Raw genomic sequence first — 25,579 nt, 5'->3', positions numbered from 1 at the left:
CAGGGCCGGCCCTGGCGCGGGACCGGCCCTGCCGGGCAGCCGGGGGTCAGCCCAGGCCGTTCCTCATCGCGGTGATCAGCTCACCGTTGGTGGTGTCGCCGCTGAGCTCCCAGAAGAACGCGCCGCCGAGGCCCTGGCTCTTCGAGTAGCCCATCTTGCCGCCGATCGTGCTCGGCGTGTCGTAGCTCCACCACTGGTTGCCGCAGTGGGCGTAGGCCGTGCCCGCGACGGTGCCCGTGGCGGGGCAGCGGGTCTTGAGCACCTTGTAGTCCTCGATGCCCTGTTCGTAGGTGCCGGGCGCGGGGCCCGTGGCCGTGCCGCCCGGCGCGGCCTGGGTGACGCCGGTCCAGCCCCTGCCGTAGAAGCCGATGCCGAGCAGCAGCTTGCTCGCCGGGATGCCCTTGCTCTTGAGCTTCTGGATGGCGGCGTCGGAGTGGAAGCCCGCGATCGGGATGCCGGAGTAGGAGGTGAGGGGGGAGTGCGGGGCGGTCGGTCCCTGCGCCGCCCACGCGCCGAAGAAGTCGTAGGTCATGACGTTGTACCAGTCGACGTACTGGGCGGCGCCTCCGTAGTCGGCCGCGTCGATCTTGCCGCCGTCGGTGCCGTCGGCGGTGATGGCCGCGGTGACCAGGTTGCCCGAGCCGAAGCGGGTGCGCAGGGCCGACATCATGTTCCTGAACGCGGCGGGCCCGCTGGTGTCGCAGGTGAGGCCGCAGGCGTTCGGGTACTCCCAGTCGATGTCGATGCCGTCGAAGACGTCCGCCCAGCGCGGGTCCTCCACCAGGCGGTAGCACGACTCGGCGAAGGCCGCGGGGTTCTGCGCGGCCTGGCCGAAACCGCCCGACCAGGTCCAGCCGCCGAAGGAGAAGAGCACCTTGATGTGAGGGTACTTCTTCTTGAGCTTGCGCAACTGGTTGAAGTTGCCGCGCAGGGCGCCGGCGTCCCAGGTGTCGGCGACGCCGTCCACGCTCTCGCCCGCCTGGTAGAAGCGGTCGTAGTCGGCGTAGCTGTCACCGATGGTGCACTGGCCGTTCTGCACGTTGCCGAAGGCGTAGTTGATGTGGGTCAGCTTGGCGGCCGAGCCGCTGGTGTCGATGTTCTTGACGTGGTAGCCGCGCTGGTAGACGCCCCACTGCACGAAGTAGCCGAGCACCTTGTCGCCCCCGCCTCCGCCGCCGCCCGTGGTGGTGGCGGTGACGGCGGCGCTGGCGGCCGAGCGGTTGCCTGCGGCGTCTTTGGCGCGGACGGTGTAGGTGTAGGCGGTGTTTGCGCTCAGGCCGGTGTCGGTGTGGGTGGTGCCGGTGACGGTGGTGATGAGGGTGGTGCCGCGGTAGACCTCGTAGCCGGTGACGGCGACGTTGTCGGTGGAGGCGTTCCAGGCCAGGGCGACGGTGCTGGAGGTGACGCCGGTGGAGCGCAGGTTGCCCGGCACCGACGGTGCGGTGGTGTCGCCGCCCCCGCCGCCTGTGGTGGTGGCGGTGACGGCGGCGCTGGCGGCCGAGCGGTTGCCTGCGGCGTCTTTGGCGCGGACGGTGTAGGTGTAGGCGGTGTTTGCGCTCAGGCCGGTGTCGGTGTGGGTGGTGCCGGTGACGGTGGTGATGAGGGTGGTGCCGCGGTAGACCTCGTAGCCGGTGACGGCGACGTTGTCGGTGGAGGCGTTCCAGGCCAGGGCGACGGTGCTGGAGGTGACGCCGGTGGAGCGCAGGTTGCCCGGCACCGACGGTGCGGTGGTGTCGCCGCCCCCGCCGCCCGTGGTCTTCCACAGCGCCGGGACGTTGGGCGGCTCCCAGCCGGGCTGGGAGGTGTGGCTCTGGCGGCACTCGTACTCGACACCGTTGTAGGTGACGCGGGCGCCCGCGGCGTAGGCGGTCCACGGGGCCCCAGTCGGCGAAGGCCGCCGAGGCGCTGGATGCCGGGGCGCCGGAGAGGGCGGCGCCGTACGCGCCGGGTGGGGTGACGACCGCCGCGGTGAGCGGCAGGAGTAATGCCGCCAGCACCGCGAGGGCCTTGCTCGGGAGGGTGTTCTTCATGATGCTCCGCCATCCGGTAGGGGGTGTAGGGGGTGGGAGGGGAGGTCAGCGAGGAAACTATTAGTAAGGTTTCCTTTTAATTTGAGTTGACGTTAACCTCTGACCGCTACAGCGTCAATACGTGAATTCGGGCGGCCACTGGCGGGTGGCCTCCATGGGCCGTGGCCGGGCGCGTGCGTCATGATGGCCGGGTGCATGACGTCCTGAAATATGTCGCCTTCACCAGCACGGCTTCCGGCGGCAACGCCGCCGGAGTGGTCCTGGACGCCCACGGCCTGTCCGACGGCCAGATGCTCGCCATCGCCGCGGACCTCGGCTACTCCGAGAGCGCCTTCCTCTTCCCCGAGGGGGGCCACGCCTACCGGATCCGCTACTTCAGCCCCCTGGCCGAGGTCGCCTTCTGCGGCCACGCCACCATCGCGGCCGCCGTCGCCCTCGGCGAACGCATCGGCCCCGCTGTCGTGGACCTGTTCACCCAGGCCGGCCCGGTCCAGGTGGAGATCACCAAGGGGGACGGCATCACCGCCACGCTGACCAGCCCGCCCTCCTCGACCCGCCCGGCCACCGGTGAGGAACTGCGACGGGCGCTCGAGGCGCTGCGCTGGTCCGCCGACGACCTCGACCCCGCCTACCCCCCGCACGTGGCCAACGCGGGCAACGACCACCTCGTACTGGCCGCTGCCACCCGCGAGCGCCTGGCCGACCTCGACTACGACTTCGACGCTCTCGCCGAGCTGATGGCCGAGGGCGGCTGGACCACGGTCCACCTGTTCTGGGCCGAGTCGCGCACCGTCTTCCACGCCCGCGATCCCTTCCCTCCGGGCGGCGTCGTGGAGGACCCGGCCACCGGCGCGGCGGCGGCCGCCTTCACCGGCTACCTCCGCCACCTGGGCCGTCTCGACGACGGGGAGGTGGTCACCATCCATCAGGGCGCCGACATGGGCCGCCCCAGCCTCCTGACCACGACGCCCGTCCCCGGCGACACCCGCGTGAAGGTCTCGGGCGCCGCCGTTCCGATCAGCTGACCCTCGCCGGCCGATCGTCGTGAGGCCGCCCGGCGAGGGCCGGCCGCCTTCAGGCGGCCGGCCCCGCGGGTCAGGCGGCCCCGCGGGTCAGGCGGCCCCGCGGGTCAGGCGGCCTCGCGGCGGCGCTGGCAGGTCATGCAGTACCGCGCCAGCGGGCGCACCTTCAGCCGCTCGAACGGGATGGACGCCCCGCAGCCGCCGCACGTGCCGTAGCTCCCCTCGGCCAGGCGGTCCAGGCACTCCCTGGCCTCGGCGATCGCGTGGTCGGCGGCGGCGACGGAGGCGAGCAGGTCCCGCAGGTCCACGTCGCCGTCCGAGGCCGCCTTGAGGTCGGCGAGCTGGGCGACGCGCCAGCGCAGGTGGTCTTCGAGCTCCTCGCGCAGAATCTGGAGCTGCACGGAGCTGAGTCCTGTGGTCATGTGGTCGGTCCTTCCGAATGGGGGCGGGCGGCGCCGGGCGTACGGCTCCCGCGCCGCCGCAGGGCGCGAAGGCCCCGTCGACGCCGGACATGGCGGCATCGACTCCGTGACGTGGAGAAAGAGAGCCGGGGTACGGCTCAGCCGGCCGCGAGGAGAGACTCGGGCGGCCGGGGTGACATGCGGATCGGCTGGATCGCCGGCGGGCTTCGCGGCCCCGCCGTGCCGTGCGCGCTCTGCCGTGGGCTGCGCGCGGGATTCGGCTCCGGCCAGCCGGCCCGCTGAGAAGGCGGGGGATCGGCGTCACTGCCCTGAGCGGCGTGACGCGGTGGCGGCCACAGGGGCAGCACGTGCTCGCGCACTCCCGCGGCGGCCGGCGGCAGGTTCGACGACTGCGCGATCCACGCGCCGGGCGCCCATGCCTCGTCGGACACGGCGCTCGCCCGCTGCGCGGGGTCGCTGCCGTACCAGGGCCGGCGTCGAGCCGACCAGCATGAAGGCGAGCAGCACCAGGCCCACCACCAGGGAGAAGGCGGTGGACCCGCGCGGAACCCGCCACGTGACCATGCAGCCGACCATAGCCCACGCCGCACGCACCCAGAACTCGGGAGAGGACCCCGCCCACTCGCACGACGAGCACCCCGCTCGCCTTCGTGGGGCGAGCGGGGTGCTGGGAAGGTCTCGAACCCGCGCTCAGCGCGCGGCGAGGGCCTCCTCGCCGTCGCCCGGCCCGGCGGGCGCGTCGTCGTCCGGTCCGGCGGGAGGGGCGGGACGACGGCGCAGGGTGAGCGTGACGAGCAGACCGGCGACCATGCCCGCCGCCGTCAGCAGCACCACCAGGAACTCGCCTTCGGCGGTGGCCGCGCGCAGGGCCTCACCGGTCAGCCCCTCCGTGCCGAGGTCGGCGAGCGCGGTGAACACCGCGAGGCCGATGGCGTTGCCGATGTTGAGGGTGGTGGAGGCGATGCCGTTGGCGATGCCCTGCTCGTGGGCGGGGGTGCCGGTGGCGGCGGCGATCCACATGGAGGTCCAGACGATGCCCTGCCCGACGCCCGAGACCACGAGCCCCGGCACGAGCAGGCCGTACCCTGCCTCGGAGTCGAAGCCGAAGGCGAGGACGGCCGTGCCCAGGACGCCGACGGCGAAGCCGGTCAGCAGCGTGCTCCTGGTGCCGACGCGGGTGGCGAAGCGCTCGCCGAGCTGCGTGCCGATGGCGATGGCGATCGAGGGGAGGAGGAAGGCGAGCCCGGTCTGCAGGGCGCTGTAGCCGTGCACGCTCTGCATGAGGACGGTGAGGAAGTACGGCAGGACGCCGAAGGTCGCCATGTAGACGAAGGTGACGGTCATGCCGACGGTGAGGCTGCGGTTGCGGAACAGCCTGAACGGCATCAGCGGGTCGGCGCTGCGGGCCTCGACGAGCGCGAAGAGCGCCAGCAGCGCCACGGCCAGGACGAAGGCGCCGATCACCGGCGGGCTGTCCCAGCCCAGCTCGGGCCCCTCGACCAGGCCGAAGACCAGCAGCGTGGCTCCGGCCGTGACGCTGAGCGCGCCGGGCAGGTCGAACCTGCGGCGCACCCCCTGCGCGCTGTCGCGCGGGATGACGAACAGCGAGGCCAGCGCGACGAGCCCGGCCAGCGGGACGTTGACGAAGAACACGGCGGGCCAGCCGAAGTTCTCCGTGAGGACGCCGCCGAGCAGCGCGCCGATGGTCAGGCCGCTGGCGCCCGCGCCGCCCCAGACCGCCAGCGCCCTGTTCCGCCTGGGCCCCTCCTCGAAGATGGTGTTGATCAGCGACAGGGTGGCGGGCAGCAGCAGCGCGCCGCCGATGCCCTGGACGGCGCGGGCGACGATGATGACCGCCGCGTTGGGCGCCAGTCCTCCCGCCAGGGAGGAGACGGCGTAGAGCACGAGGGCGAGCACGAAGACGCGGCGGCGGCCGAGCAGATCGGCCGCGCGCCCGCCGAACAGCAGGAAGCCGCCCGCGAAGACGACGTACGCGCTCACGACCAGTTGCTGGGTCTGGCCGGGGAAGCCCAGCTCCGAGCCGATCTCGGGGAGGGCGACGAAGACGATGTTGAGGTCGAGCGCGTAGACGAGCTGCGCGAGAGCCAGGAGCGCGAGGATCCAGCCGTGCCGTCGCCTGGCAGGCGCGGATGACATGGGCATACGAGAAGGCCTCTCTCAGGTTCGGGATCGTACGTATCCTTACGTACATTCGTACCGTGAGGCAAGCCGCAATGTTCGACTGTCGCGGTACAGTGGGACCATGAGCTTCCGCCACCCCGACCGCGATCAGATCCGGATCGAGAACGTCCTGTCGGCGCTGGGGAACCCGCTGCGGCTCGCCGTCGTCCGGGTGCTCGACGCCGGAGGGGAGCACAACTGTGGCGGGGTGCTGAACCTGCTGGGGGTGACCTCGAAGTCGACGATGACGCACCACTGGCGGGTGCTGCGCGACAGCGGCGTGATCTGGCAGCAGCCCTCGGGCAGGGAGAACCTGCTGACGCTACGCAGGGACGACCTCGACGCGCGCTATCCCGGCCTGCTCGACGCGATACTGGCGGGCGCCGTCCGCGACGGATCCGACGCGGACGAGCCCTCCCCGCTCAACGCGTGACGCCTGCCTGGCCGGCCGCGTCCGCTTCGGGGGCCAGGATGCGCCAGGCTCCGGGCAGGACCGTCCAGGTGCGGCGGGTGACCGCCGCGCCCAGCTCCCCGTCGGCGTTGACCGGCACGGCCTCGCCCGCGATCGTGATCTCGCCGCCCCGGTAGGTGCGCACGTCAGCGCGTGAGCGGTGCTCGCCCCTGCGCAGCAGGAGGGCGAAGCCCAGGCGGGCCGGCAGGCTGACGGCGAAGGAGACGACCACGTCGGCCAGGCCGTCGTCGGGCCGGGCGGCGGGGGTCAGCGGGGTGCCACCGCCGATCGTGGTGCCGTTGCCGATGCCGGCCATCAGGACCCTGCGGCGGCCGTCGGCCACCGGCGTGCCGTCCACGGTGATCCGCAGCCGCCACCCGCGCGCCCGCAGCCCCGCGAGCACCGCGCCGACGGCGTAGGCCGTCCTGCGCAGGAACGGCTTGAGCGGCGCGGCCTGCTCGGAGGCCTGAGCGCCCACCCCGACGTGCACGGCGTTGACCACGATGCCGCCCCTGTCGTCGGTAAGCAGGTCCAGCGCGCGCGTGTGCCCGTCCAGGACCACGCGCGCCGCCTCGCGCGGGTCGAGGGGGATGCCCAGCCCTCTGGCCAGGTCGTTGCCGGTGCCGAGCGGCACCAGCCCGACCGTCCTGTCGCCCAGCTCGCCTCGCGCGGCCAGCGCCGCCACCAGCGCGTGCAGGCTGCCGTCGCCGCCCACCGCCACCGGGACGCGATCGGGGTGCGCCGCCAGCACGCTCGCGAGGTCGTCAGGATCCTCGTAGGTCAGGACGTCGGCTCCCTCCTCGAGGGTGCGCAGCACCGTGCGGAGGGCGTCGTCATCGGCCCCACCGGCGGACGAGTTGCAGATCACCAGCAGCTTCACAACGCTCCTCCCTGCCCCCGAGTGAGTCAGATAATCCAACTGACGCGCATAGGGTGGAGGTCATGAAGAGACCACGCCCGTGCTCGATCGCCGACGCGCTCGCCGTCATCGGCGAGAAGCACTCCTTGCTGGTGCTGCGCGAGGTGTTCTACGGCGTGCGCAGGTTCGACGGCCTCGTGGCCAACATCGGCGCCCCGCGTGACATCCTCGCCGCCCGGCTGCGACGGCTGGTCGAGGCGGGCGTCCTGGAGAAGGTGCCCTACCAGGAGCATCCCCCTCGCTTCGAGTACCACCTCACCGACGCGGGACGGGAACTGCGCCCTGTTCTTCTCACCCTGATGCAGTGGGGCGACCGCCACCTGGCCGACGTTCCTCCTGTGGTGTTCGAGCACGCGTGCGGGGCCGACCTCGAACCCAGGGTCGTCTGCCGCGCGTGCGGCGAGGAACCGACGGAGGGCAGCCTCACCGCCCGCTTCCGCGATCCGGGCTGGACGGCGGCGGGCGCCGCCGCCGCGACGGACAAGGCGTAGCGGCCCGTTTCCCGTAGGCGGCCCACTCCCTGCAGCCGGCCCGCGCCCCTCAGACGGCGTGTTCCCCTGAGTGGGACGGTTCCCCCCTCAGGGGGAGCGGGCTCCCTTCGGTGGGGGAGGAGCGGGGGGCGAGGCGGCTGCGATCTTCGGTGGAGGCCGGGCATCGGCATGACCTCGACACCGAAGGACCTCTCATGAGCGTCAGTGAAGCACCTGCCGGCGGGCAGCCGGGACCGGAGTCCTGGGCGCAGAGCTGGCCGAGTTGGGCGCCATCCGCCGCCGCGACGTGGGGCGCGCTGTACGCGACCGTGCAGCTCACGTGGGCGGTGACGGGCACCACCGTGCCATGGACTCCCGGCACGCCCTACGCCCCTGTGGCCCAGCTCCTGCTGGCCCTGCTCGCCGTCGTCGCGGCGGCCGCCTGTCTGGCCACCGCCAGGCCGCTGACCCGTGCCGGCGCGACGGCGGTGACGACCGTGCTGGCGGTGGCCGTCCCGGTCTTCGTGGCGGGGATGATCAGCCTGCCCCTCCAGTTCGTGACCCTGGTGTCGGGATCGGGGGTGGAGAGCGCCACGGGCCTGGCCCATGTCCTGCTCGACACGGCGGGCGCGGGTCTGCTGGTCCTGACCGCGGTAGGCCATCGTCGCCGCCTGCGCGGACGGTGCGTCCGCTGCGGGCAGGCCCACAGGGGCGTGGGAGCCGGTCCGCTGCTCCATCCCGCCGCCTCCACCGCGTCGCGGCGGACGCGGGTGGCGGTCTACGCGCTGATGTGCGGCATCGTGCCGTGGGCGGGGGTCAAGACCGTCTGGACGCTGGGCGGCGACGCGCTCGGAGTCACCGCCGAGGAGTGGGATCGGGCCAACGCCGCCGCGCCGGCCTCGGCCAGGGCGCTGGCCTCGGTGGGGATCGACATCACCGTGCTGGCCGCGCTGCTGGCGATCTTCCTGCTCCTCGGCCTGATGCACCGGTGGGGCATGGTCTTCCCCCGCTGGACGCTGTTCCTCTCGGGCCGGCGCGTCCCCAGGCTGCTGCCGCTGGTCCCCGCCTGGCTGACCGCCGCCAGCCTCTCGGTGTACGGGATCGGGCTCACGGTCTACGCCCCGCTCACCGCCGTCGGCGTGCTGCCGGCGATCGAGCCGTCGGGCGGCTTCACCCGTGCGGGACTGACCTGGATGATCGCCTTCGGCGGGCTGGCCTTCGCCGGGCTGGGCCTCGGTCTCGTGGTCGCCGCCCGCTCCTACGCCTCCCGCACCCACCCCGCCTGCGCCGTCGCGGGCGAGCGGAACCGCTGGACGGCCGCCCGGTGAATCGGGCGATGGACCACGACACGAGCTCCGACGGCGACACGGCGCTCTTCACGACGGATCATTAAGACCGCGCACCACCTGGGCCGACGCTTCGACGCCGACGAGTGGACGATCGACGTGTTCGCCAGAGGGCACGGGCCACTGGCTGTGCGTGCTGCCGCCACATCACGGCGGCGGCCAGCGCGTGACCTCCGGCTCCTGCCGGCGATCACGCGGTGGCCCTGCGTTCACCCGCGCAGGATGAGCCGCGCGGGAGCTATTTCGGCGGAGTCAGGTTCTCGAACGGGGCGCAGTTGTCCGGCCACGCGGGGTTGGCGGCGTACTGGCCCGGTACGGGGTTGATCTTGCAGGAGGTCTGTGCGATCTCCCCGGTCTGGTTGCGCACGGTCACGTGCAGGTCGCCGCCCATGCTCATGACCGCGGCCGACACCGCCACCACCTCGCCGGGGTAGCCCGCCACATCCGACAGGTCATGCCACCTGGGCGTGGTGCGCGGGTCGCGGACGAGCGTGCTTCCGTCGCCCGGCGCGGTCACGACGTACTTGTAGTTCTTGTGGAAGGCCGAGTCGATGCTCGCCGCGGAGCCGCTCGAGGAACCCGCGGGACCCCTGTCGCCCTTCTCACCCTTCTCGCCCTTTTCGCCCTTCTCGCCCCGCGGGCCCTGCGGTCCACGAGGGCCGGCAGGGCAGTTGCACGAGCGCTTGTGGCCGCCGTGGTGGCGGGCGTGGCGGCAGTCGCGCCCGTGGCGGCAGCTCAGCAGCGACTTGTCCCCGACGGTGACGGCGACGGCGGCAGCGGGCTGACCGGCCATGGCCTGCGAGCCGACCTCGCTCACCGCCTGTCCGGCGGGCACGAGGAGGGCGCTGGTGAAGAGGGTGGCGAGTGCCAGAATGCGAACACGTCCGCCGTGTCGGGAAAGGGTGGTCTCTGTCGTCATTTCTTTCCGTTTTCTGTCGGTCGATCTGAAGAAGCTGTGAATTCGCGACAGGCCGCGACAGTCGGCGATGTACCCAGGGAAAGAAATGGGCAGGCCCGCCCGCCGTCCACGGAAAGGCCAAGAGTTGTTGCTCGAACAGAAAGGGGGGCATGGCGCTGAAAACGGTCTCAATGGCGGCGATGAGGGCATTATGTGAAACCGCTATTTCCAATGATGCGCCGACAAGTGGAATTTCGCGCGGTGAACACGCACATGATGGGGGCAGCCTCTCCGCGGTGAATCGACGACGCTCGACGGGCCGCTCAGCCCTTCCGTCAGGCATGATGAGCCACTGTCCATTTCTTTGTCGGCTAAGAGCTGTTTCCTGGATCAGGTTCGGAGCCAGATGGCCAGGGCGGCCAGCGTGACGGTGCCGAGGAAGATGTAGGTGCGCTTGTCGTATCGAGCGGCCACGGCCCGGAAGTTCTTCAGACGGTTGATCGCCCGTTCGACGACGTTGCGTGGCGTGTGGCGTTCGGCGTCGAAGCCGGTGGGCCGTCCCCCGGCTGAGCCGCGCCGGCGGCACGTTGATCGCGTGGTTCGGGGATGGTGTGGCGGATGTGTCGCCGGCACAGGTACGTGCGGTTGGCGCGGGAGGAGTAGGCCTTGTCCGCGGCCAAACTGTCCGACCGGGTGTGCGGACGTCCCGGCCCCGGCCGAGGAACCCGGATGTTGCCCAGCGCCCGCTGGAACTGCGGGCTGGTCGCCGTACTGGCCCGGTGTCAGGACCGGTGACAGCACCCGGCAGCGGCCGTCGGCCGACAGGCGGATCTTGGTGGTGAACCCGCCGCGGGAACGGCCTGGGCATTCCCCAGTCTGACCACCTCCGCCAGCCGGGCGGCAGCGCGGCCAGCACCTGATCGCCCCGGCTTGTCCCTCGCAGCATCCCCCTTTGGTGCCCCGGCACGGGAGGCGGCGGTGTACGGGGCGCGCCCGCGGCGTGCTGGTGCGCCCGGACAGTAGTGGAGCCCACGGAAATGTCCCAGTCCACCCGGCCCTCGGCGTCCTGCTCGGCCTGGATCGCGGTCAGCAGCGGCTCGAGCCGCTCCCGGTCCGCGTTCGTCAGATCACCACGACCCATGCACTAATCGTGGCAACCCAGCAACAATTAGTCAGCAAATCTAGAAGCAGCTCTTAGAGTGCGTTAAGCAATGCCCCTTTCGTCGTTTCGGTTGGTTGGATGAGGTCTGCTGGTCGGTCAGCCGCCGTTCGGCCTACGGGCGCGGCTGGCGCGGACACCGGACCGCTCGTGAGCAGGTTCTCTGCGTATACCGCGACTGAGCTGGCCACGGTCGGCCCGGTGTCCGCGGCGGCGGGCTTCACGCCGTAGGGCTTTACACGGATACCTACTGTCGGAGGTCCTGTCGAAGGTCGGTCGTCGCGGGACCGGCTGGGACGGCGGGGGTTCGAGGCCAGGTCCAGGCCGAGCGCAGGATGAAGGCCAGGAGCAGCACCTCGACTCCGATGGAGAGGCCGTAGAAGGGGGCCCAGTCCCAGGACTCCCCCGCCGCGTTGACCGCCGAGTAGGGGATGTAGAGCAATGCAACGACGAGGTTCGTGGCGCGGTTCACCCGGGCGGGCAGCGTCATGGAGAGCATCACCATCAGGGCCGGGATCGCCACGGACGCGAGCATCATGGTCAACAACGTCGAGCTGATGTCGAACTCAAAGACGACGCCGGCGCGGAGGTTGTCGATGACGCCGGGCTTGTGGAGGTGGAAGTAGTCGACGTAGATGTAGAGGAACATGAAGCTGGTCCACGCGGCGGCGAGCTTGGCCTGCACGGGGACCGGCGGGTTGTCGAGCAGGTTCGGGGTTTTCGTTCGGATGGTCATCGGTTCTTCTTCCGAGAGGAGCGGTCCCTTCGCCGGAGTGGCGGCAGGGATGTACCGAGGCCTCGCCCACCTGGACGAGCACATCGCCTCGACCGGGCAGCGGTAGCCCGGACCTCGGACGACTCGAGCGCTGAGGGCGGGCCGTAGCGGTGCTGGTCGGCGGCCCGCATCGTTGTCGCCCCGGCCGGACTCGCCCCCGGCACCAGGCGTGCTCCGGCACTCGATCGCTGTTCGATTCCCACAGAAGCCTCCTCACGTCCGAGCTGCGACTCTCGCTGGTTCGTACATCGTACGTCGTACGCTGTACCACGGTCGTACGCTGTACCATGACCGTACGCTGGACGATTGTCAAGCCGTTCGAGGGAGCGAGGAGACCCGTTGTCTGCGAGGGAACGACGCCAGGTCGCGTCAGATGCGGGGCTGAGCAAGAAGCGGGTGGTGGTCGAGGCGGTCCGGCTTGCCGACCGCGAGGGGGTCGGCGAGCTGAGCATGCGCCGGCTGGCTCGCGCGCTCGGCGCGGGCGCGATGTCGCTCTACTACTACGTGGCGAGCAAGGAGGAGTTGCTGGACGCCATGATCGACGTCGTGTTCGAGGAGATCGAGCTTCCGCCTGAAGAGACCGACTGGCAGTCAGCGATGCGACGTCGGGCGGTATCCGCCCGACAGGTTCTCGCACGTCACCCGTGGGCGATCGGCCTGATGGAGTCGCGGACATCGCCGGGGCCCGCGAACCTCCGCCACCGCGAAGCGGTCACCGCCTGCCTGCGGAGGGCTGGCTTCCCGGTCTTGATGGCGACGCACGCCAACTGGTTGCTCGACAGCTACGTCTATGGTTTCGCCCTGCAGGAAGCCAGCCTGCCGTTCGACACCGCCGATGAGTTCGCGGACATGGCCGAGGATGTCTTCCTGTCCCAGCTTCCTCCTGACGAGTTCCCCTACCTCAACGAGTCCGCCGCGGTGCTCGTCGCTGCCGGCTTCGACCCGGCGGAGGAGTTCATTTTCGGCCTCAACCTCGTCCTAGCCGCTCTCGAGCCCCTGAGAGTGCCTACGTGAGCCTCCATCCGTGATGTCGTTATGTGATCGTGTGGATTTGTGGTGTTACCGCCAGTCTGACGCATGGAAGGCCGCGCACCCCTCGGTCAGCGGCCACGAAGGCAACTATGCGCTGCGGGAGATCTCGCAACCCCGCCGACAAAGGCTTCGTGCCCCAGCCGAAACGATGGGTCGTCGAGCGGACCTACGGGATCTTGATGTTCCACCGGCGCCTGGTCCGCGACTATGAACATCTCCCATCGAGTTCCGAATCACGGGTGTACTGGGCGATGACGGACGTGATGTCCCGGCGTCTGACCCCTTCGACGCCGTCCTGGCGGTGGACCTGACCAGGCCCGATGCCCGCCCCGCCCGAGCCCGGAACCTGGCTTCTGGACCGCCTCGATACCCGCGAACAGGCCCTGACCCGCACATCGAGCAGACCCAGACCGACATCGACTCCCTGACCGCGCGGCTCAGTGAACTCAGCCAGGAGGCCGAGCATCTACGGATCAGCCGCAAGACGCTCCTGTCCCTCGCTGAAGCGGACCTCGCTCCGGCCGAACCGGATGCGCCGCCGCTGGTCGGCTTCGATCATCCCGACTACCAGCAGATCCTCACCGTCTTCAGCGAGACCGGCGGCTCGCTGCGCGCCCGCGACCTGGCTCTGGCGATGGACCTGCCCCTGACGCCCAACGGCATCCAAAACGTCCGCGCCAAGCTCAAACGCCTGACCAGCCGCGGCATCCTCATCGAAACCGAGCCCGGCTTGTTCACTCAGCCGTGACGACAGACCGAGCGGCGACCCATCGACCAGCAGACCTCATCCAACCGCAACGACGAAAAGGGCGTCAGCTCACCTAACGCACTCTTAGTGCTCTTAGTCGGCCGGAGCGGCGATGCGGTAGCCCACACCCGGCGTGGTGGTGATGATCGGTGGGCTGCCCAGTTTGCGGCGCAGCCGGCCGACAGTCACGGGAACGGTGTTGGTGAACGGGTCGACGTTCTCGTCCCAGACCTGTTCGAGGAGCTCCTCGGCGCTGAGAGAGGAGGGGCTGGCACGCAGGAGGGCTTCCAGGAGTGCGAACTCCTTGACCGAGAGATCGAGCTGTCGACCGTCGCGGGTCGCCGTGCGCCGTGCGGGGTCGAGCTCGACGCCGGCCGCCCGCAGCGTCCGTGCGCGGGCCGAGGGTCGCCGGCGGGCAAGCGCCCGGATCCGCAGCACCAGTTCCGGGAAGTGGAACGGCTTGGCGAGGTAGTCGTCGGCGCCCAGCGTCAGTCCACTGACCCGGTCTCCCGGAGAGCCTGCCGCGGTGAGCATCAAGACCATGGCGCGGTCGTCGCGCTCAGTGATCATCTGGCAGAGGGTGTCGCCGTGGATACCGGGCAGGTCCCGGTCGAGGACGACCACATCATAGCCGTTGAGGTCGAGCTTGGTGGCGGCGGTCAGGCCGTCGTGGGCAACGTCGACCGCCATGGCCTGATCGCGTAGCCCCTCGGTCAGAACCTCGGCGAGCGAGGGCTCGTCTTCGACCACCAGGATCCTCACGCCGCGCCGCCTTCGGGTGTGGCCGCCACCGGCAATGAGATGGTGACGCATAAGCCGCCTTCGCGTCGGGGGTGCAGGTCCAGGCGGCCGTCGTGCGCGCCGACGATCGCCGCGACGATCGACAGGCCGAGGCCGGAGCCGGTACCCGGGCCGGTCCGGTCGGCGAGTCGTTGGAAGGGCCGGCCGAGCCGGGCGACGTGCTCCGAATTGAGAACCGGTCCGCCGGTCTCCACGGTCAGCCGCACCGTCGCGCCGTCCGCTGTGGTCGCAACCCGGATCCAACCGCTGTTCTGATTGTGGACGATGGCGTTATCGGTCACGTTGTCGGCCATCCGCGACAGCAGTGTCAGGCTGCCCTGGGTCCACGCCGATTTGTCAAGGCCGCTGTCTTCGACCGTCAGGTTCTTCGCTGCGATGTCGGCGGCGCGGGCGGTCAGGGCCTGCGTTACCAGGTTGCCCAGCGAGAGCGGGGTGCGGTCGGCAAGTTCGCCGTGCTGTGCGCGGGCGAGTACGAGCAAGCCCTCCAGGAGGCGGTCGACCCGGTCGAGTTGGGTGCGCAGCCGGTTGGCCAGCGTGACCGTCTGGGGTGGCGCCGGGTTCGGTTTGGCCAGGGCTACGTCGACCGATGCCCGCATGGTGGCCAGTGGTGTGCGCAGTTCGTGGGAGGCGTTCGCGACGAACCTGCGCTGGGCGGTGAAGGACGCTTCCAGGCGCTCCAGTAGTCCGTCGATGGTGTCGGCGAGGTTCTTGACCTCATCGGCGGGGCCCGGCACGGCCAGCCGTTCGTGCAGGTTCTCGGCGGAGATCCGGCGCGTCGCGGCGGTGATCGTCCGCAGCGGGCGTAGCACCCGACTGGCGACGGCGTTGCCCAGCAAGACCGAGACCGCCGCCATCACGGCCAGCGCGACCAGCGAGCCCATCAAGAGCCGACTCGACTGTGCCGCCTGCGTCTCCGACAGCTGGGTCTCCAGGCTGTGGATGCGTTGCTGCGCTGCGGCGAGGCTGGACTGCTGGGCAGCAGGGGTCTGACCGGGGGCGACTTGGGTATCGTTCGCGCCGACCAGCAGGTTGGTGAGGGCCAGCAGGGCCACTGCGGACCCGAGGAACACAGCGGTGTACAGCACGGTGAAGCGCAGCCGTACCGTGTGACCTCGCAGCGCTATGCGTCCCGGTTTGCTCATCCGTCTCTGCTCCCCGTTGCATGCCAGCCTCCAGGATGCCGCGCCGGACTTAACAGCGGCATAACAGCGGCCGTGCAGACCGTGTTATGGCCCGACGCGTAGAACCGGACGCATGCACGCAGCCAACGAAGCCACCGTCCAGCCACTGACCGCACTGGTGCGCCGCGAGTGGACGAAATTCCGCAGCCGTGGCCGACAGATCGCGATGGCCGCCGCGATGCTGACCATCATCCTGCTCGGCGTCGTCTTCGCGGCCATCCCCACCAGTTCCTGCAGCGAGGGACCCGTCGAGGTCGCCTGCTCCACCGATCCCGTGGGACCGCACGGACATTCGGTGAGCGACACGTTCTACCTCGTTCATCGGCCCTTAGGCGAGAACGGCAGCATCACCGCGCGCTTGACCTCGATGACCGGCATCATCACCTACCCACCGCCCGATCACGACGAGATCGTCCCGGGCCTCGTGCCCTGGGCGAAGGCCGGCCTCATCGTCAAGGACGGCACCGCACCAGGTTCCTCCTATGCGGCGCTCATGGCCACCGGCGGTCACGGCGTTCGTATGCAGTACGAATACGTGCACGATGTGGCCGGCAGTCCAAACGGCGTCAGCGCTGACTCACCACGCTGGCTGCGCCTGACCCGTTCCGGCGAGACCATCACCGGCTACGAATCGACCGACGGTGCGCGCTGGACGAAGGTCGGCGCCGCGTATCTGCCCGGTCTTCCCGCCACCGTGCGGGTGGGGCTGTTCGCCGCCTCTCCAGGAGACCTGACGCTCAAGCGCACGCCACTGGGAGCGAGCCTGCCGGAATCGCGCTTCACCCAGGTCACCGCCGATTTCGACAACATCAGCCTCGACGGCGCGCCCGCCGCCGACTGGAGCGCGGCCCCGGTAGGGCAGATGGGCCGCACCGACTGGGAGCGATACCACCGGGCGCCCGGGCTTGTCCGGTCGAGCGGGACGTTCAGCGTCACCGGAACCGGCGACATCGGGCCGGTCGCCGAGGGCGGGCGCACCGCACACAGCACCCTCATCGGCCTGGCCATCGCCATGATCATCGTGATCGTGATAGCCGTTCGGTTCGCGGCCGCAGGGAACCGCTCTCGTCAAGCCGACGACGCGGGGGTCAGCGGCCGGATCCTGACGGCGAAGGCCGTCGTGATCGGCACGGCGGCCTTCCTCACTGGTCTGGTCGGCGCCGGCGTCGTCGTGCCCCTCGGCTCGGCGATCCTGCGGGCACGCGACATCAGCGTTCTAGCCGTGCCCACGCTCACCGACCTGCGGCTCGTCGTCGGTGTCGCCGCGTTGCTTGCCGTCGCCGGCGTCTTCGCGCTCGCCCTCGGCACGCTGGTGCCGCGGGCCTGGGTGGCGATCACTGTCGCGATCTCGGTGACCGTTCTGCCCTATGTTGTTGCCGCCCTGCCGCTTCTACCCGACGACGTATCGCGGTGGTTGCTGCGCCCCACTCCGGCCGCTGCCTTCGCCGTCCAGCAGACCGTCCGCCAATACCCCCAAGTCATCGCCCACTACGCGCCCTCGGGCGGCTACTTCCCCCTGCCGGGGTGGGCCGGATTGGCCGTGTTCTGCGGCTACGCCACGGTGGTGCTCGGCCTCGCCCTCTACAGCGTGCACCGCCGGAGCACAGCATCGCAGCCGCAAGCACCGTGGAGGTAGCAGCCCCGCTGCCGAACCTGAGATGGGGTGCATGGGCCGATCATCCACGGTTCGTGGGGCTGACGCGATATGGCAAACGCGCCTACATCTTCCTCGCACCCTCACCCCTGGCTGCCCTAGCCATCTGGCTCCGTACCCGATCCAAGAAACAGCTCTGAGGTACTCATCGCCTACGACCTCCGAGCCGCGTCGTCGTCGCCTCGGGCGGAGTTGCAGTGCGTCCACTTGCCCGGGTCGACGTCACGGCTGGTGCTTCCGGCCCAGAACACGCACGACTCCATGCGCCTGGCATTGCCGAGCCGCAGCGCCCCTGTCGCCTGGACATAGACGGGGCCCGCGTAGTACTTGAAGGAGCCCCGCTCGATGCCGCCCAGGCCGGCCCCTGTCGCCGGCCTGCCGTCCACCGCCCGATGGAGCGAGGCGGTGACGGGGGTGGCTCTTCCGAGGTCCTTCTTCTTCAGCGTGACGACGCAGTTGGTGTTCTTCTGCCTGTTCCGCATGAGGTAGACGTCCGCGGTCCTGATGTCGAAATGATTGACGATCTTGTAGCCGCTCCCGCACACCGCGTGGGGCTTGTACGGGTTCGGTCCCTGCGTGGAACCGGCGTCAGCCTGGGCCGGCATGGCGAGCGTCACAGCCGCGGCCGCCGCCGCGGTGACCCCCGCGACAACGCTCGTCTTCTTCTTCACTCTCTGTCCTCCATGACCCGACATCGGACCGTCCCGCCCTGCCTGGCATGGATGATCCTTTATCTCATGTGTCGGGGCTTAAGAGTAGATCATCTAGCGATGCGCGAAGGATGGCGCCGACACCAGCTGGTAGGCGAGCACGTTCGCGTGGTCGGGCGCGAACCCCGCTCGGCCGGCTTGCGGGCGATTCGGTCGAGCCGGCACAGGGACCGGATGCCGCCACCGGTGGTGGTCACGCAGAGGCGCCGGTGACACCCAGGGCCGGGTGGACGGGGGCGTCGGGCACGCCTGCTGCACGGCGGGCGGAGAACTCCTTGCGGAGTACGGGCACCACCTCCTCGCCCAGGATGTCGAGCTGCTCGAGAACGGTCTTCAGCGGCAGCCCCGCGCCGTCCATGAAGAACAGCTGGCGCTGGTAGTCGCCGAAGTGCTCGCGGAAGGTCAGGGTCCTGTCGATGACCTCCTGCGGGCTGCCGACCGTCAGCGGCGTCTGCTCGGTCATCTCCTCCAGCGAGGGGCCGTGGCCGTACACGGAGGAGTTGTCGAAGTAGGGGCGGAACTCCCGCACCGCCTCCTGCGAGTTCCTGTGCAGGTAGACCTGGCCGCCGAGGCCGACGATCGCCTGTTCGGGGGTGCCGTGCCCGTAGTGGGCGTACCGCTCGCGGTAGATGCCGATCAGGCGCTGGAAGTGGTCCTTCGGCCAGTAGATGTGGTTGGCGAAGAACCCGTCGCCGTAGTAGGCCGCCTGCTCGGCGATCTCGGGCGAGCGGATGGAGCCGTGCCACACGAACGGCGGCACCCCGTCGAGCGGGCGCGGCGTGGAGGTGAAGCCCTGCAGCGGCGTGCGGAAGCGGCCCCGTCCAGTCGACCGCCTCCTCACGCCACAGCCTGCGCAGCAGGGCGTAGTTCTCGATGGCCAGGGGGATGCCGTCGCGGATGTCCTTGCCGAACCACGGGTAGACGGGGCCGGTGTTGCCCCTGCCCATCATCAGGTCCACCCGGCCGTCGGCCAGGTGCTGCAGCATCGCGTAGTCCTCGGCGATCTTCACGGGATCGTTGGTGGTGATCAGCGTCGTGGAGGTGGACAGGATCAGCCGCTCGGTCCTGGCGGCGACGTAGCCGAGCAGGGTCGTCGGCGACGACGGCACGAACGGCGGGTTGTGGTGCTCGCCGGTCGCGAAGATGTCCATGCCCACCTCCTCGGCCTTGATCGCGATGGTGGTCATCGCCTTGATGCGCTCGTACTCGGTCGGCGTGCGCCCGGTGACCGGATCGGCCGCCACGTCGCCGACGGTGAAGACTCCGAACTGCATGGTGGTCGTCCCTTCTGTCAGGCGGAAACGAGCAGCGCCACGATGGCGGGGCCGAAGGCGGTTCCCAGCAGGTAGCACAGGTTGAACAGGCCGATCGCGGCCGCCCTGTGCTCCTCGGGGGCCGCGGAGGTGGCGCGGACCGCCAGCACCCCCTGTCCCGAGGCGGCCGCGATCGAGGCCGCCGCCTGCGCGGCCAGCAGGCCGAACGCCCACCCGGTGAAGGCCGCGGTCAGCGCGGCCGCGACACCCGCGACGACCAGCGCCGCGATGACCGGGCGCGGTCGCATCCTGGCGGAGGCCGCCACGACGAACCACGACAGGCCGCCGCCGAACAGCAGCGGCCACACCATGGCCACGCCGATCTGCGCGGACGTCCAGCTCGTCAGCTCCGTCAGCCGGGCGGGAAGGGCGTAGATCAGCGCGAAGTTGCCGACGGCCAGGGCGAAGGCGAGCCCCGCCGCGCCGAGGAACGCGGGCGAGCGCACCAGGACGGCGGGCACGAAGCCGTCAGGCCTGCGCCGCAGGTGCAGCGCGAACGCCGCCGCCACGACGACCGCGGCGATCCCCGCCACCATGGGCTGGTGGGGGACGAACACCAGCGCGGTGACCAGCGCGGTCAGGACCACGGCGCCCGTCGCGTCGAACCGGCCGGGCGAAGGCTCCTGGCGCGCATGACCGAGGACGGCGGGCACCGCCAGCACGGCCACCACCGGCAGCGCGAGCACGACGCGCCACGACAGCAGATCACTGACCAGCGACCCCACGAGTGGCGACACCGAGCCGACCACGGCGAGCGAGGCCGTGGCCACGCCCATCCTGCGAGGGGAGTCGGCCAGGTGCATGGCCAGCCCTGTCAGACCGGCGGCGCCGAGCGCCTGCGCGGCGCTGCCGGCCAGCAGGAAGGGGAAGGAGGGCGCGACGAGCGCGAGAGCCGATCCCACCAGGACGAGCAGACCGCACAGCGCCGCCGTGGCGCGCACCCCGCGGTGGCCGACCAGCCCCGACATGAGCGGCGTTCCCACCGCGATGCCCCAGCCGAACACCGTCACCAGCCAGGTCGCCGTCGCGGGCGAGACGCCGAGGCCGTCGGCGACCTCGCCCAGGATGAGCGCGGGGCCGGCGATGCCGAACGACATCGGCCCTGCCAGCACGGCCAGCGAGAGCGCCGAGAGCCTGGCCTGCCGTACGTGGAGGCTCATCGGGCGGCCACCGTCGGGTAGTCGGTGTAGCCGCGGTGGCCGCCGCCGTAGAAGGTGGAGGGATCGGCCTCGTTGTACGGACCCCCCGCCCTGATGCGCTCGGGCAGGTCGGGATTGGCCAGCCACAGGGTGGCGAGGCTGACCGCGTCGCACAGGCCCTCGCGCAGCACCGCGGTCGCGGCCTCAGGCGTGACCTTCGCCTCCTGGCCCGTCGCGTGCGGGTTGAGGATGAGGGTGCCGGGCCAGGCGGCCCTGACCAGCTTGGTGATCTCCCTGCTGCCGAACTCCATGACGTGCACGTAGGCCAGCTCGTACGGCGCCAGGGCGCGCATCAGGGCAGGGTAGACGTCGGCGGAGTCCCGCTCGTCGATCCCGTTGTTGCCGTTGGCGGGGGAGATGCGCATGCCGACCCGCTCGGGCCCGATCGCGTCGGAGACCGCCTGCGCGACCTCCACCGCGAAGCGGATCCTGTTCTCGACCGAGCCGCCGTAGGCGTCGGAGCGGGCGTTGGCGCTGCCGCACAGGAACTGGTGGAGCAGGTAGCCGTTGGCGGCGTGCAGCTCCACCCCGTCGAACCCGGCCTCCATCGCGTACGTGGCCGCCGTGACGAAGTCCTCCACCGTCGAGGCGATGTCGTCGAGCGTCATCGGGCGGGGCGTGGGATGGTCGAGCATGCCGTCATGGGTGTAGATCTGACCGCCGGAGGCGATCGCCGAGGGAGCCACCGGCAGCGCGCCGTCAGGGTAGAGGCAGGGGTGGCCGACCCGTCCCGAGTGCATCAACTGGACGAAGATCCGGCCGCCGCGCTCGTGGACGGCGTCGGTGACCCTGCGCCACGCCTCGGCCTGCTCGCGCGCGTGCAACCCGGGGGTGTCGATGTAACCCTGGCCGATCACCGAGGGCTGGGTGCCCTCCGTGATGATCAACCCGGCGCCGGCCCGCTGCGCGTAGTACTCGGCCGTCAGATCCGTCACCAGTCCGCCGACGGCGCGGCTGCGCGTCATCGGCGCCATCACCAGGCGGTTGGGAAGGTCCAGTTTGCCCAGGGTGACCTGCTCGAATAGTTCGTTCATGCCGACGAACGTACGAGCGGGGAATGTTTCGGCGCATCAGTAGGATCTACTGGTCACAGGTACTTGGAGGTGTCGTGCTCTACGGGCGGTCCACTGAACAGGCCGAGCTCGAAGGCCTGATCACCTCTGCGCGGCAGGGGCACAGCGGCGCCCTCGTGGTGCGCGGCGAGGCGGGCATCGGCAAGACCGCGCTGCTCGACTGGGCGGCGGGCGGCGCGGCAGCGCTCGGCCTGCGCGTGCTGCGCGTGACGGGCATCGAGCCCGAGGCCGACCTCGCCTTCGGCGCGCTGACGCAGCTGCTGTGGCCGCTGCAGGACCGCCTCGACGCGCTGCCGGGCCCGCAGGCCGCCGCGCTCAAGGCGGTGCTCGGAGCCGACCTCGCACGCGGGCAGGACCGCTTCCTCACCGGGCTCGCCGTCCTCACCCTCCTGGCCGACCTGGCGGAGGAGGGTCCCGTGCTGTGCCTGGTCGACGACGCCCAGTGGCTCGACGACGCCAGCGCCGAGCCCCTGCTGTTCGCGGCGAGACGGCTGGCCGCCGAGGGCGTGGCGATGGTCTTCGCCACGAGGGAGGACGGCTTCGCCGCGCCAGGCCTGACCGAGCTGCGCCCCTCCAGGCTCGACGGCGGGAGCGCGACCAGCCTGCTGGCCGAGCTCGAGGTCGCGCCGGTCCTGCGCGAGGAGGTCATCGCCGAGTCGGGGGGCAACCCGCTCGCGCTGATCGAGTTCGCCGCGGCCAGGCGCGGCCAGGCGGGGCGGCAGCCGCACCTGCAGGTGGCCGACAGGGTGCTCTCGTCGTTCAGGGCGCAGATCGGCCGCCTGCCCGAGCGGACCAGGCTGATGGCGCTGATCGCGGCCGCCGAGGGCAGGGGAGACCTGCCGCTCCAGTTGGAGGCGGCACAGACGCTCGGCGTCGGCCTCGACGACCTCGAGGAGGCCGAAAGGGCCGGGCTGATGCAGGTGAGCGAGTCGGGGGTGGCCTTCAGGCACCCGCTGGTCGCCACCGCCGCCTACCAGGGCGCGGCGCTGGCCAGGCGCGTGGCCGTGCACAGGGCTCTGGCCGAGGTCGCCAAGACCCCCGACTGCAGGGCGCACCACCTGCCCGCCGCGACGATGGAGCCCGACGCCGGTGTGGCGGCCGAGCTGGCCGCCGCGGCCGAGCGAACGGCCTCCCGAACCGCCTACGCCGCCGCCGCCCGTCTGTACGAGCAGGCCGCCAGGCTCGGCCCCGACGTGCGGCAGCAGGTCGGCTGGCTGTCCAGAGCGGCGGCCTGCGCGCTGTCGGGCGGGCATCCCGACCAGGCGGCCGTCCTCGCCGAGAGGGCCGAGAGCCTGGTCGAGCCCGGCCTTCCCGACGCGGAGCTCACCATGGCGCGCGCGGCGGCGATGTTCGAGCTCGGCCAGGAGAAGCAGGCCGTCCACCTGCTCCAGGAACGCGCCGACCTGGCCGATCCGTGTCAGGGCGCCGCCATGCTGCGTACCGGCGCCACCTACGCCTGGTTCACCGGAGACGAGGGCGCGGTCTCAGCCGCGGCCAGGAAGCTGGCCGCGCTCGGCACGCCCGACCCCATGGCCGAGGGCCTGTCCCACCTCATGCGCGCCGACTACGCGCGCGGCCTGCCGCTGCTGGTGGAGTTCCTGTCCACCTCCTCCGACACCGAACGCGCCCTCTACACCGGAATGATCATCGGGGACGACGCCACCACCATGGCGCTGGCCGCGGCCGAGGTGGCGCGCTGCCGCGAGAACGGCCTCATCGGCGCGCTGCCCCAGGTCCTGCAGGTCCTGGCCCAGACCCAGGTGTGGGCGGGCCTGCACCGCGACGCCGAGGCCTCGGTCGCCGAGGCCGTCGGGATCGCCTGCGACGGCGGCCTGCAGCAGCGCATCGCGTGGATCAACGGGGTCAGCGCCAGGATCGCCGCGATCGAGGGGGACGAGGACCGCTGCCGCCGGCTGGTAGGCGAGGCGCCCGCCGCCTACCGGGCGACGGGCGAGGCGGTGCTGGGCCTGCTGGAGCTGTCGCTGGGTGACCACGAGTCCGCTCTGGACCGTCTGGAGGCCGCCTGGTCGGGGCCGGGGCGCAACGCCGCGGTGCTGCTGTCCTCCGCCCCCGACCAGATCGAGGCCGCCGTACGGCTGGCGCAGCCGCACAGGGCGCAGGAGCCGCTGCGCCGCCTGGTGGCCTGGGCGGACGCCTCCCGGCAGCCATGGGCCCAGGCCGTGGCCCTGCGCTGCCGGGCGCTGACGAGCGACGACGAGAGCCTCTACCTGGAGGCGCTCCGCCTGCACGCCCAGGGCGGCCGTCCCTTCGAGCACGCCCGCACCCAGCTGCTCCACGGCGAGTGGCTGCGCCGTGCCCGCCGTCCCGGCGACGCCCGAGCCCCGCTGCACGCGGCCATGGAGACCTTCGCCCGGCTGGGCGCCGCCCCGTGGGTCGAGCGCGCCAGATCCGAGCTGCACGCCACGGGGGAGACGCCGAGGACCGCCCACCCCGCTCCCGTCGCGGAGCTCACTCCGCAGGAGCTGCACGTCGTACGGCTGGCCGCCACGGGACACAGCAGCCGCGAGATCGCCGCCCAGCTCTTCCTCAGCCCCCGCACGGTCGAGTACCACCTGTACAAGGCCTATCCCAAGCTGGGCGTCAGCTCCCGGCGCGAGCTCAGCCGGCTGAACCTCGCCTGACGGCGCCCGAGGGCTCGAGCGGCCGCTCCCTCTCCAGCGCCACCCCGCCGGCGCCGACCCGCCGCAGGGCGGTGATCGCGACGAGCGCGGCGGCGGCGGCGAACACCGCGCACACGACCGCGACGGTGTTCAGCCCGCTGGTGTAGGCGGCCCTGGCGGCGGCCAGGACCTCCGCGGGAAGCAGCCCCGCCAGCGCCAGCGCGCCCTCGAGGTTGTCGCGGGCGGCGTCGAAGGAGGCTCCGGCGGGGATGACGACCTTCTCGCGGTAGACGGCGGCGCCGAGGCTGCCGAGGGCGGCGATGCCTGCCGCGACACCGAGGTGGCCGCTGGTCTCCTGCAGCGAGGCCGCCGACCCGCCCTGCTCGGGAGGGGCCGAGCTGACCACCAGGTGGGTGCCCAGCGCCCCGATGGGGCCGGTGCCGAAGAAGCTGACCACGAATCCGGTGACCAGCAACGGCAGCCCGCCGACGGGACCGGCGAAGGCGATCACCACGTAACCGGCCGCCGCGACGGCCAGTCCCGCGCCGATGACCGTCCCCATCGAGAAGCGCCTGGCCAGGGTGGGCGCCAGCTGCGCCGAGACGATGGAGGCGATCGCCGACGGCACCATCCACAGGCCGGCCCGCGCGGGGGAGAGCCCTTCGACCATCTGGAGGAAGCCGGTGACGAACAGGTAGCTGCCCGACATGGCGACCATGATGAGCGTGGAGATCAGCAGCGAGGCGGTGAAGGCGGGGGAGCGGAACAGGCGGACGTCCAGCACCGGATGGGCCAGCCCGCGCTGCCTGGCCACGAACACCGCGCCGACGGCCAGCCCGGCCAGCGCGGTCAGGATCGGCAGCGGCTGCCAGCCGTACCGGGTGATCTCCTTGAGCCCGTAGACGAACGGCAGGACGGCGGCCAGCGAGAGGGCCACGCTGAACAGGTCGAGCCTGCCGGCCGTCGGGTCGCGGTACTCAGGCAGCAGGAAAGGTGCTGTCACCAGCAGGACCAGCATCACGGGCACGCCCAGGAGGAACACCGAGCCCCACCAGAAGAACTCGAGCAGCACCCCGCCGACCACCGGGCCGAGCGCGGTGCCGGCCATGAAGCAGCCTGCCCACAGCGCGATGGCCCTGCCGCGCTGCCCGGGGTCCTGGAACATGTTGCTGATCAGGGCCAGCGTGGACGGCATGAGCGTGGCCGCGGCGACCCCGAGCAGCGCCCGGCTGACGATGAGCATCTCGGCGCTCGTGGAGTAGGCGGCCAGCAAGGAGGTGACGCCGACCCCGACGGCGCCGATCATCAGCAGTCTCCTGCGGCCGATCCTGTCTCCGAGCGTGCCCATGGTGACCAGGAAGCCGGCCATCATGAACCCGTAGACGTCCATGATCCACAAGGTCTGCGTGCCGCTGGGCCGCAGCGTCTCGGCCAGGGGCGGCAGCGCCAGGAACAGCACGCTCTGGTCGAGGGACAGCAGCAGGGTGGGCAGGGCCAGCACGGCCAGCCCGGTCCACTCCCTGCTTCCCGCTCTCTTCGATGACATGGGGCTCCTTCCGTAGAGGGCTCCAGCG

The 25,579-nt window shown here is 71.1% G+C and carries 21 protein-coding genes and 3 pseudogenes; 9 read left to right on the top strand and 15 right to left on the bottom strand.

What is annotated here, in order from left to right:
- Positions 1–46: 46 nt before the first annotated feature.
- Positions 47–1,717 (bottom strand): glycosyl hydrolase family 18 protein, encoded by a 1,671-nt coding sequence (locus FHR33_RS06670; protein WP_221240969.1) that lies wholly within the window; start codon positions 1,715–1,717, stop codon positions 47–49.
- Between the two features lie 504 nt (positions 1,718–2,221).
- Here FHR33_RS06670 and FHR33_RS06660 point away from each other — a divergent pair.
- Positions 2,222–3,055: a PhzF family protein gene (locus tag FHR33_RS06660; RefSeq protein ID WP_183644953.1), complete on the top strand. Its 834-nt coding sequence runs from the start codon at positions 2,222–2,224 to the stop codon at positions 3,053–3,055.
- 104 nt (positions 3,056–3,159) lie between these two features.
- On the opposite strand, the gene FHR33_RS06655 is transcribed toward FHR33_RS06660, so the two are convergent.
- The 3 genes from FHR33_RS06655 to FHR33_RS06645 form a co-directional block, all read right to left on the bottom strand.
- Positions 3,160–3,474: a TraR/DksA family transcriptional regulator gene (locus tag FHR33_RS06655; RefSeq protein ID WP_183644950.1), complete on the bottom strand. Its 315-nt coding sequence runs from the start codon at positions 3,472–3,474 to the stop codon at positions 3,160–3,162.
- A 137-nt stretch (positions 3,475–3,611) separates the two neighbouring features.
- Complete coding sequence (locus FHR33_RS06650; RefSeq protein WP_183644947.1) at positions 3,612–3,905, bottom strand: hypothetical protein; 294 nt, start codon at positions 3,903–3,905, stop codon at positions 3,612–3,614.
- A gap of 259 nt (positions 3,906–4,164) precedes the next feature.
- Positions 4,165–5,631 (bottom strand): MFS transporter, encoded by a 1,467-nt coding sequence (locus tag FHR33_RS06645; protein ID WP_246451698.1) that lies wholly within the window; start codon positions 5,629–5,631, stop codon positions 4,165–4,167.
- 106 nt (positions 5,632–5,737) lie between these two features.
- Here FHR33_RS06645 and FHR33_RS06640 point away from each other — a divergent pair, with 106 nt between their 5' ends.
- Positions 5,738–6,088, top strand: coding sequence for an ArsR/SmtB family transcription factor (locus FHR33_RS06640; RefSeq protein WP_183644940.1), 351 nt, complete (start codon positions 5,738–5,740; stop codon positions 6,086–6,088).
- Here FHR33_RS06640 and FHR33_RS06635 read toward each other — a convergent pair.
- On the bottom strand, positions 6,078–6,986 hold the full coding sequence (locus FHR33_RS06635; protein ID WP_312895393.1) for a diacylglycerol/lipid kinase family protein: 909 nt from the start codon (positions 6,984–6,986) through the stop codon (positions 6,078–6,080). The two genes, FHR33_RS06640 and FHR33_RS06635, sit on opposite strands and share 11 nt — an antisense overlap.
- A gap of 62 nt (positions 6,987–7,048) precedes the next feature.
- Here FHR33_RS06635 and FHR33_RS06630 point away from each other — a divergent pair, with 62 nt between their 5' ends.
- Together FHR33_RS06630 and FHR33_RS06625 are read left to right on the top strand one after the other, a co-directional pair.
- Positions 7,049–7,516, top strand: a complete 468-nt coding sequence (locus FHR33_RS06630) for a winged helix-turn-helix transcriptional regulator (protein ID WP_183644937.1) — start codon at positions 7,049–7,051, stop codon at positions 7,514–7,516.
- A 194-nt stretch (positions 7,517–7,710) separates the two neighbouring features.
- On the top strand, positions 7,711–8,823 hold the full coding sequence (locus FHR33_RS06625; RefSeq protein ID WP_221240968.1) for a hypothetical protein: 1,113 nt from the start codon (positions 7,711–7,713) through the stop codon (positions 8,821–8,823).
- Positions 8,824–9,079: 256 nt separating this feature from the next.
- On the opposite strand, the gene FHR33_RS06620 is transcribed toward FHR33_RS06625, so the two are convergent.
- The 3 genes and pseudogenes from FHR33_RS06620 to FHR33_RS06610 all read right to left on the bottom strand — a co-directional run bounded on the left by FHR33_RS06620 (position 9,080) and on the right by FHR33_RS06610 (position 11,634).
- Complete coding sequence (locus FHR33_RS06620; RefSeq protein WP_183644934.1) at positions 9,080–9,760, bottom strand: hypothetical protein; 681 nt, start codon at positions 9,758–9,760, stop codon at positions 9,080–9,082.
- A 369-nt stretch (positions 9,761–10,129) separates the two neighbouring features.
- Positions 10,130–10,832, bottom strand: a pseudogene (locus tag FHR33_RS49890) (IS5 family transposase); the annotation flags it as partial.
- Between the two features lie 313 nt (positions 10,833–11,145).
- On the bottom strand, positions 11,146–11,634 hold the full coding sequence (locus FHR33_RS06610; protein ID WP_183644931.1) for a DUF6326 family protein: 489 nt from the start codon (positions 11,632–11,634) through the stop codon (positions 11,146–11,148).
- A gap of 438 nt (positions 11,635–12,072) precedes the next feature.
- Here FHR33_RS06610 and FHR33_RS06605 point away from each other — a divergent pair, with 438 nt between their 5' ends.
- The 3 genes and pseudogenes from FHR33_RS06605 (at position 12,073) to FHR33_RS06595 (ending at position 13,453) form a co-directional block, all read left to right on the top strand.
- The gene (locus tag FHR33_RS06605; RefSeq protein ID WP_312895392.1) at positions 12,073–12,687 is read left to right on the top strand and encodes a TetR/AcrR family transcriptional regulator C-terminal domain-containing protein; all 615 of its coding nucleotides are present in this window, start codon (positions 12,073–12,075) and stop codon (positions 12,685–12,687) included.
- A 158-nt stretch (positions 12,688–12,845) separates the two neighbouring features.
- Positions 12,846–13,016: pseudogene (locus tag FHR33_RS06600) on the top strand (IS5/IS1182 family transposase); the annotation flags it as partial.
- Positions 13,007–13,453, top strand: a complete 447-nt coding sequence (locus FHR33_RS06595) for a hypothetical protein (RefSeq protein WP_221240966.1) — start codon at positions 13,007–13,009, stop codon at positions 13,451–13,453. The pseudogene FHR33_RS06600 and the gene FHR33_RS06595, both read left to right, overlap by 10 nt.
- A gap of 93 nt (positions 13,454–13,546) precedes the next feature.
- On the opposite strand, the gene FHR33_RS06590 is transcribed toward FHR33_RS06595, so the two are convergent.
- Both FHR33_RS06590 and FHR33_RS06585 read right to left on the bottom strand, forming a co-directional pair.
- Positions 13,547–14,215, bottom strand: coding sequence for a response regulator transcription factor (locus tag FHR33_RS06590; protein ID WP_183644925.1), 669 nt, complete (start codon positions 14,213–14,215; stop codon positions 13,547–13,549).
- The gene (locus FHR33_RS06585; protein ID WP_183644923.1) at positions 14,212–15,396 is read right to left on the bottom strand and encodes a HAMP domain-containing sensor histidine kinase; all 1,185 of its coding nucleotides are present in this window, start codon (positions 15,394–15,396) and stop codon (positions 14,212–14,214) included. Before FHR33_RS06585 ends, FHR33_RS06590 begins: the two co-directional genes overlap by 4 nt.
- A gap of 112 nt (positions 15,397–15,508) precedes the next feature.
- Between FHR33_RS06585 and FHR33_RS06580 the strand changes: the two genes are divergently transcribed.
- Positions 15,509–17,071 carry a DUF1349 domain-containing protein gene (locus FHR33_RS06580; protein ID WP_183644920.1) on the top strand — a complete coding sequence of 521 codons (1,563 nt, stop codon included), beginning with the start codon at positions 15,509–15,511 and terminating at the stop codon, positions 17,069–17,071.
- 170 nt (positions 17,072–17,241) lie between these two features.
- Here the strand turns inward: FHR33_RS06580 and FHR33_RS06575 are convergent, their stop codons facing one another.
- From FHR33_RS06575 to FHR33_RS06560, 4 genes and pseudogenes are all read right to left on the bottom strand, one after another.
- Positions 17,242–17,760 (bottom strand): hypothetical protein, encoded by a 519-nt coding sequence (locus tag FHR33_RS06575; protein WP_183644916.1) that lies wholly within the window; start codon positions 17,758–17,760, stop codon positions 17,242–17,244.
- Positions 17,761–17,992: 232 nt separating this feature from the next.
- A pseudogene (locus FHR33_RS06570) lies at positions 17,993–19,073 on the bottom strand (LLM class flavin-dependent oxidoreductase).
- A gap of 17 nt (positions 19,074–19,090) precedes the next feature.
- Positions 19,091–20,272, bottom strand: a complete 1,182-nt coding sequence (locus FHR33_RS06565; RefSeq protein WP_183644913.1) for an MFS transporter — start codon at positions 20,270–20,272, stop codon at positions 19,091–19,093.
- The gene (locus FHR33_RS06560) at positions 20,269–21,345 is read right to left on the bottom strand and encodes an alkene reductase (protein ID WP_183644910.1); all 1,077 of its coding nucleotides are present in this window, start codon (positions 21,343–21,345) and stop codon (positions 20,269–20,271) included. The genes FHR33_RS06565 and FHR33_RS06560 overlap by 4 nt, the downstream gene beginning before the upstream one ends.
- Before the next feature lie 74 nt (positions 21,346–21,419).
- Here FHR33_RS06560 and FHR33_RS06555 point away from each other — a divergent pair, with 74 nt between their 5' ends.
- Complete coding sequence (locus tag FHR33_RS06555) at positions 21,420–24,026, top strand: ATP-binding protein (RefSeq protein ID WP_183644907.1); 2,607 nt, start codon at positions 21,420–21,422, stop codon at positions 24,024–24,026.
- On the opposite strand, the gene FHR33_RS06550 is transcribed toward FHR33_RS06555, so the two are convergent.
- Positions 24,004–25,551, bottom strand: coding sequence for an MFS transporter (locus tag FHR33_RS06550; RefSeq protein WP_183644905.1), 1,548 nt, complete (start codon positions 25,549–25,551; stop codon positions 24,004–24,006). The two genes, FHR33_RS06555 and FHR33_RS06550, sit on opposite strands and share 23 nt — an antisense overlap.
- Between the last annotated feature and the right edge of the window lie 28 nt (positions 25,552–25,579).

This window comes from Nonomuraea dietziae (assembly GCF_014195505.1).
In the GTDB taxonomy this organism is placed as follows: domain Bacteria; phylum Actinomycetota; class Actinomycetes; order Streptosporangiales; family Streptosporangiaceae; genus Nonomuraea; species Nonomuraea roseola.
The sequence above is the reverse complement of the archived record's forward strand: the minus strand, read 5'-3'. Positions and strand labels throughout refer to the sequence as shown.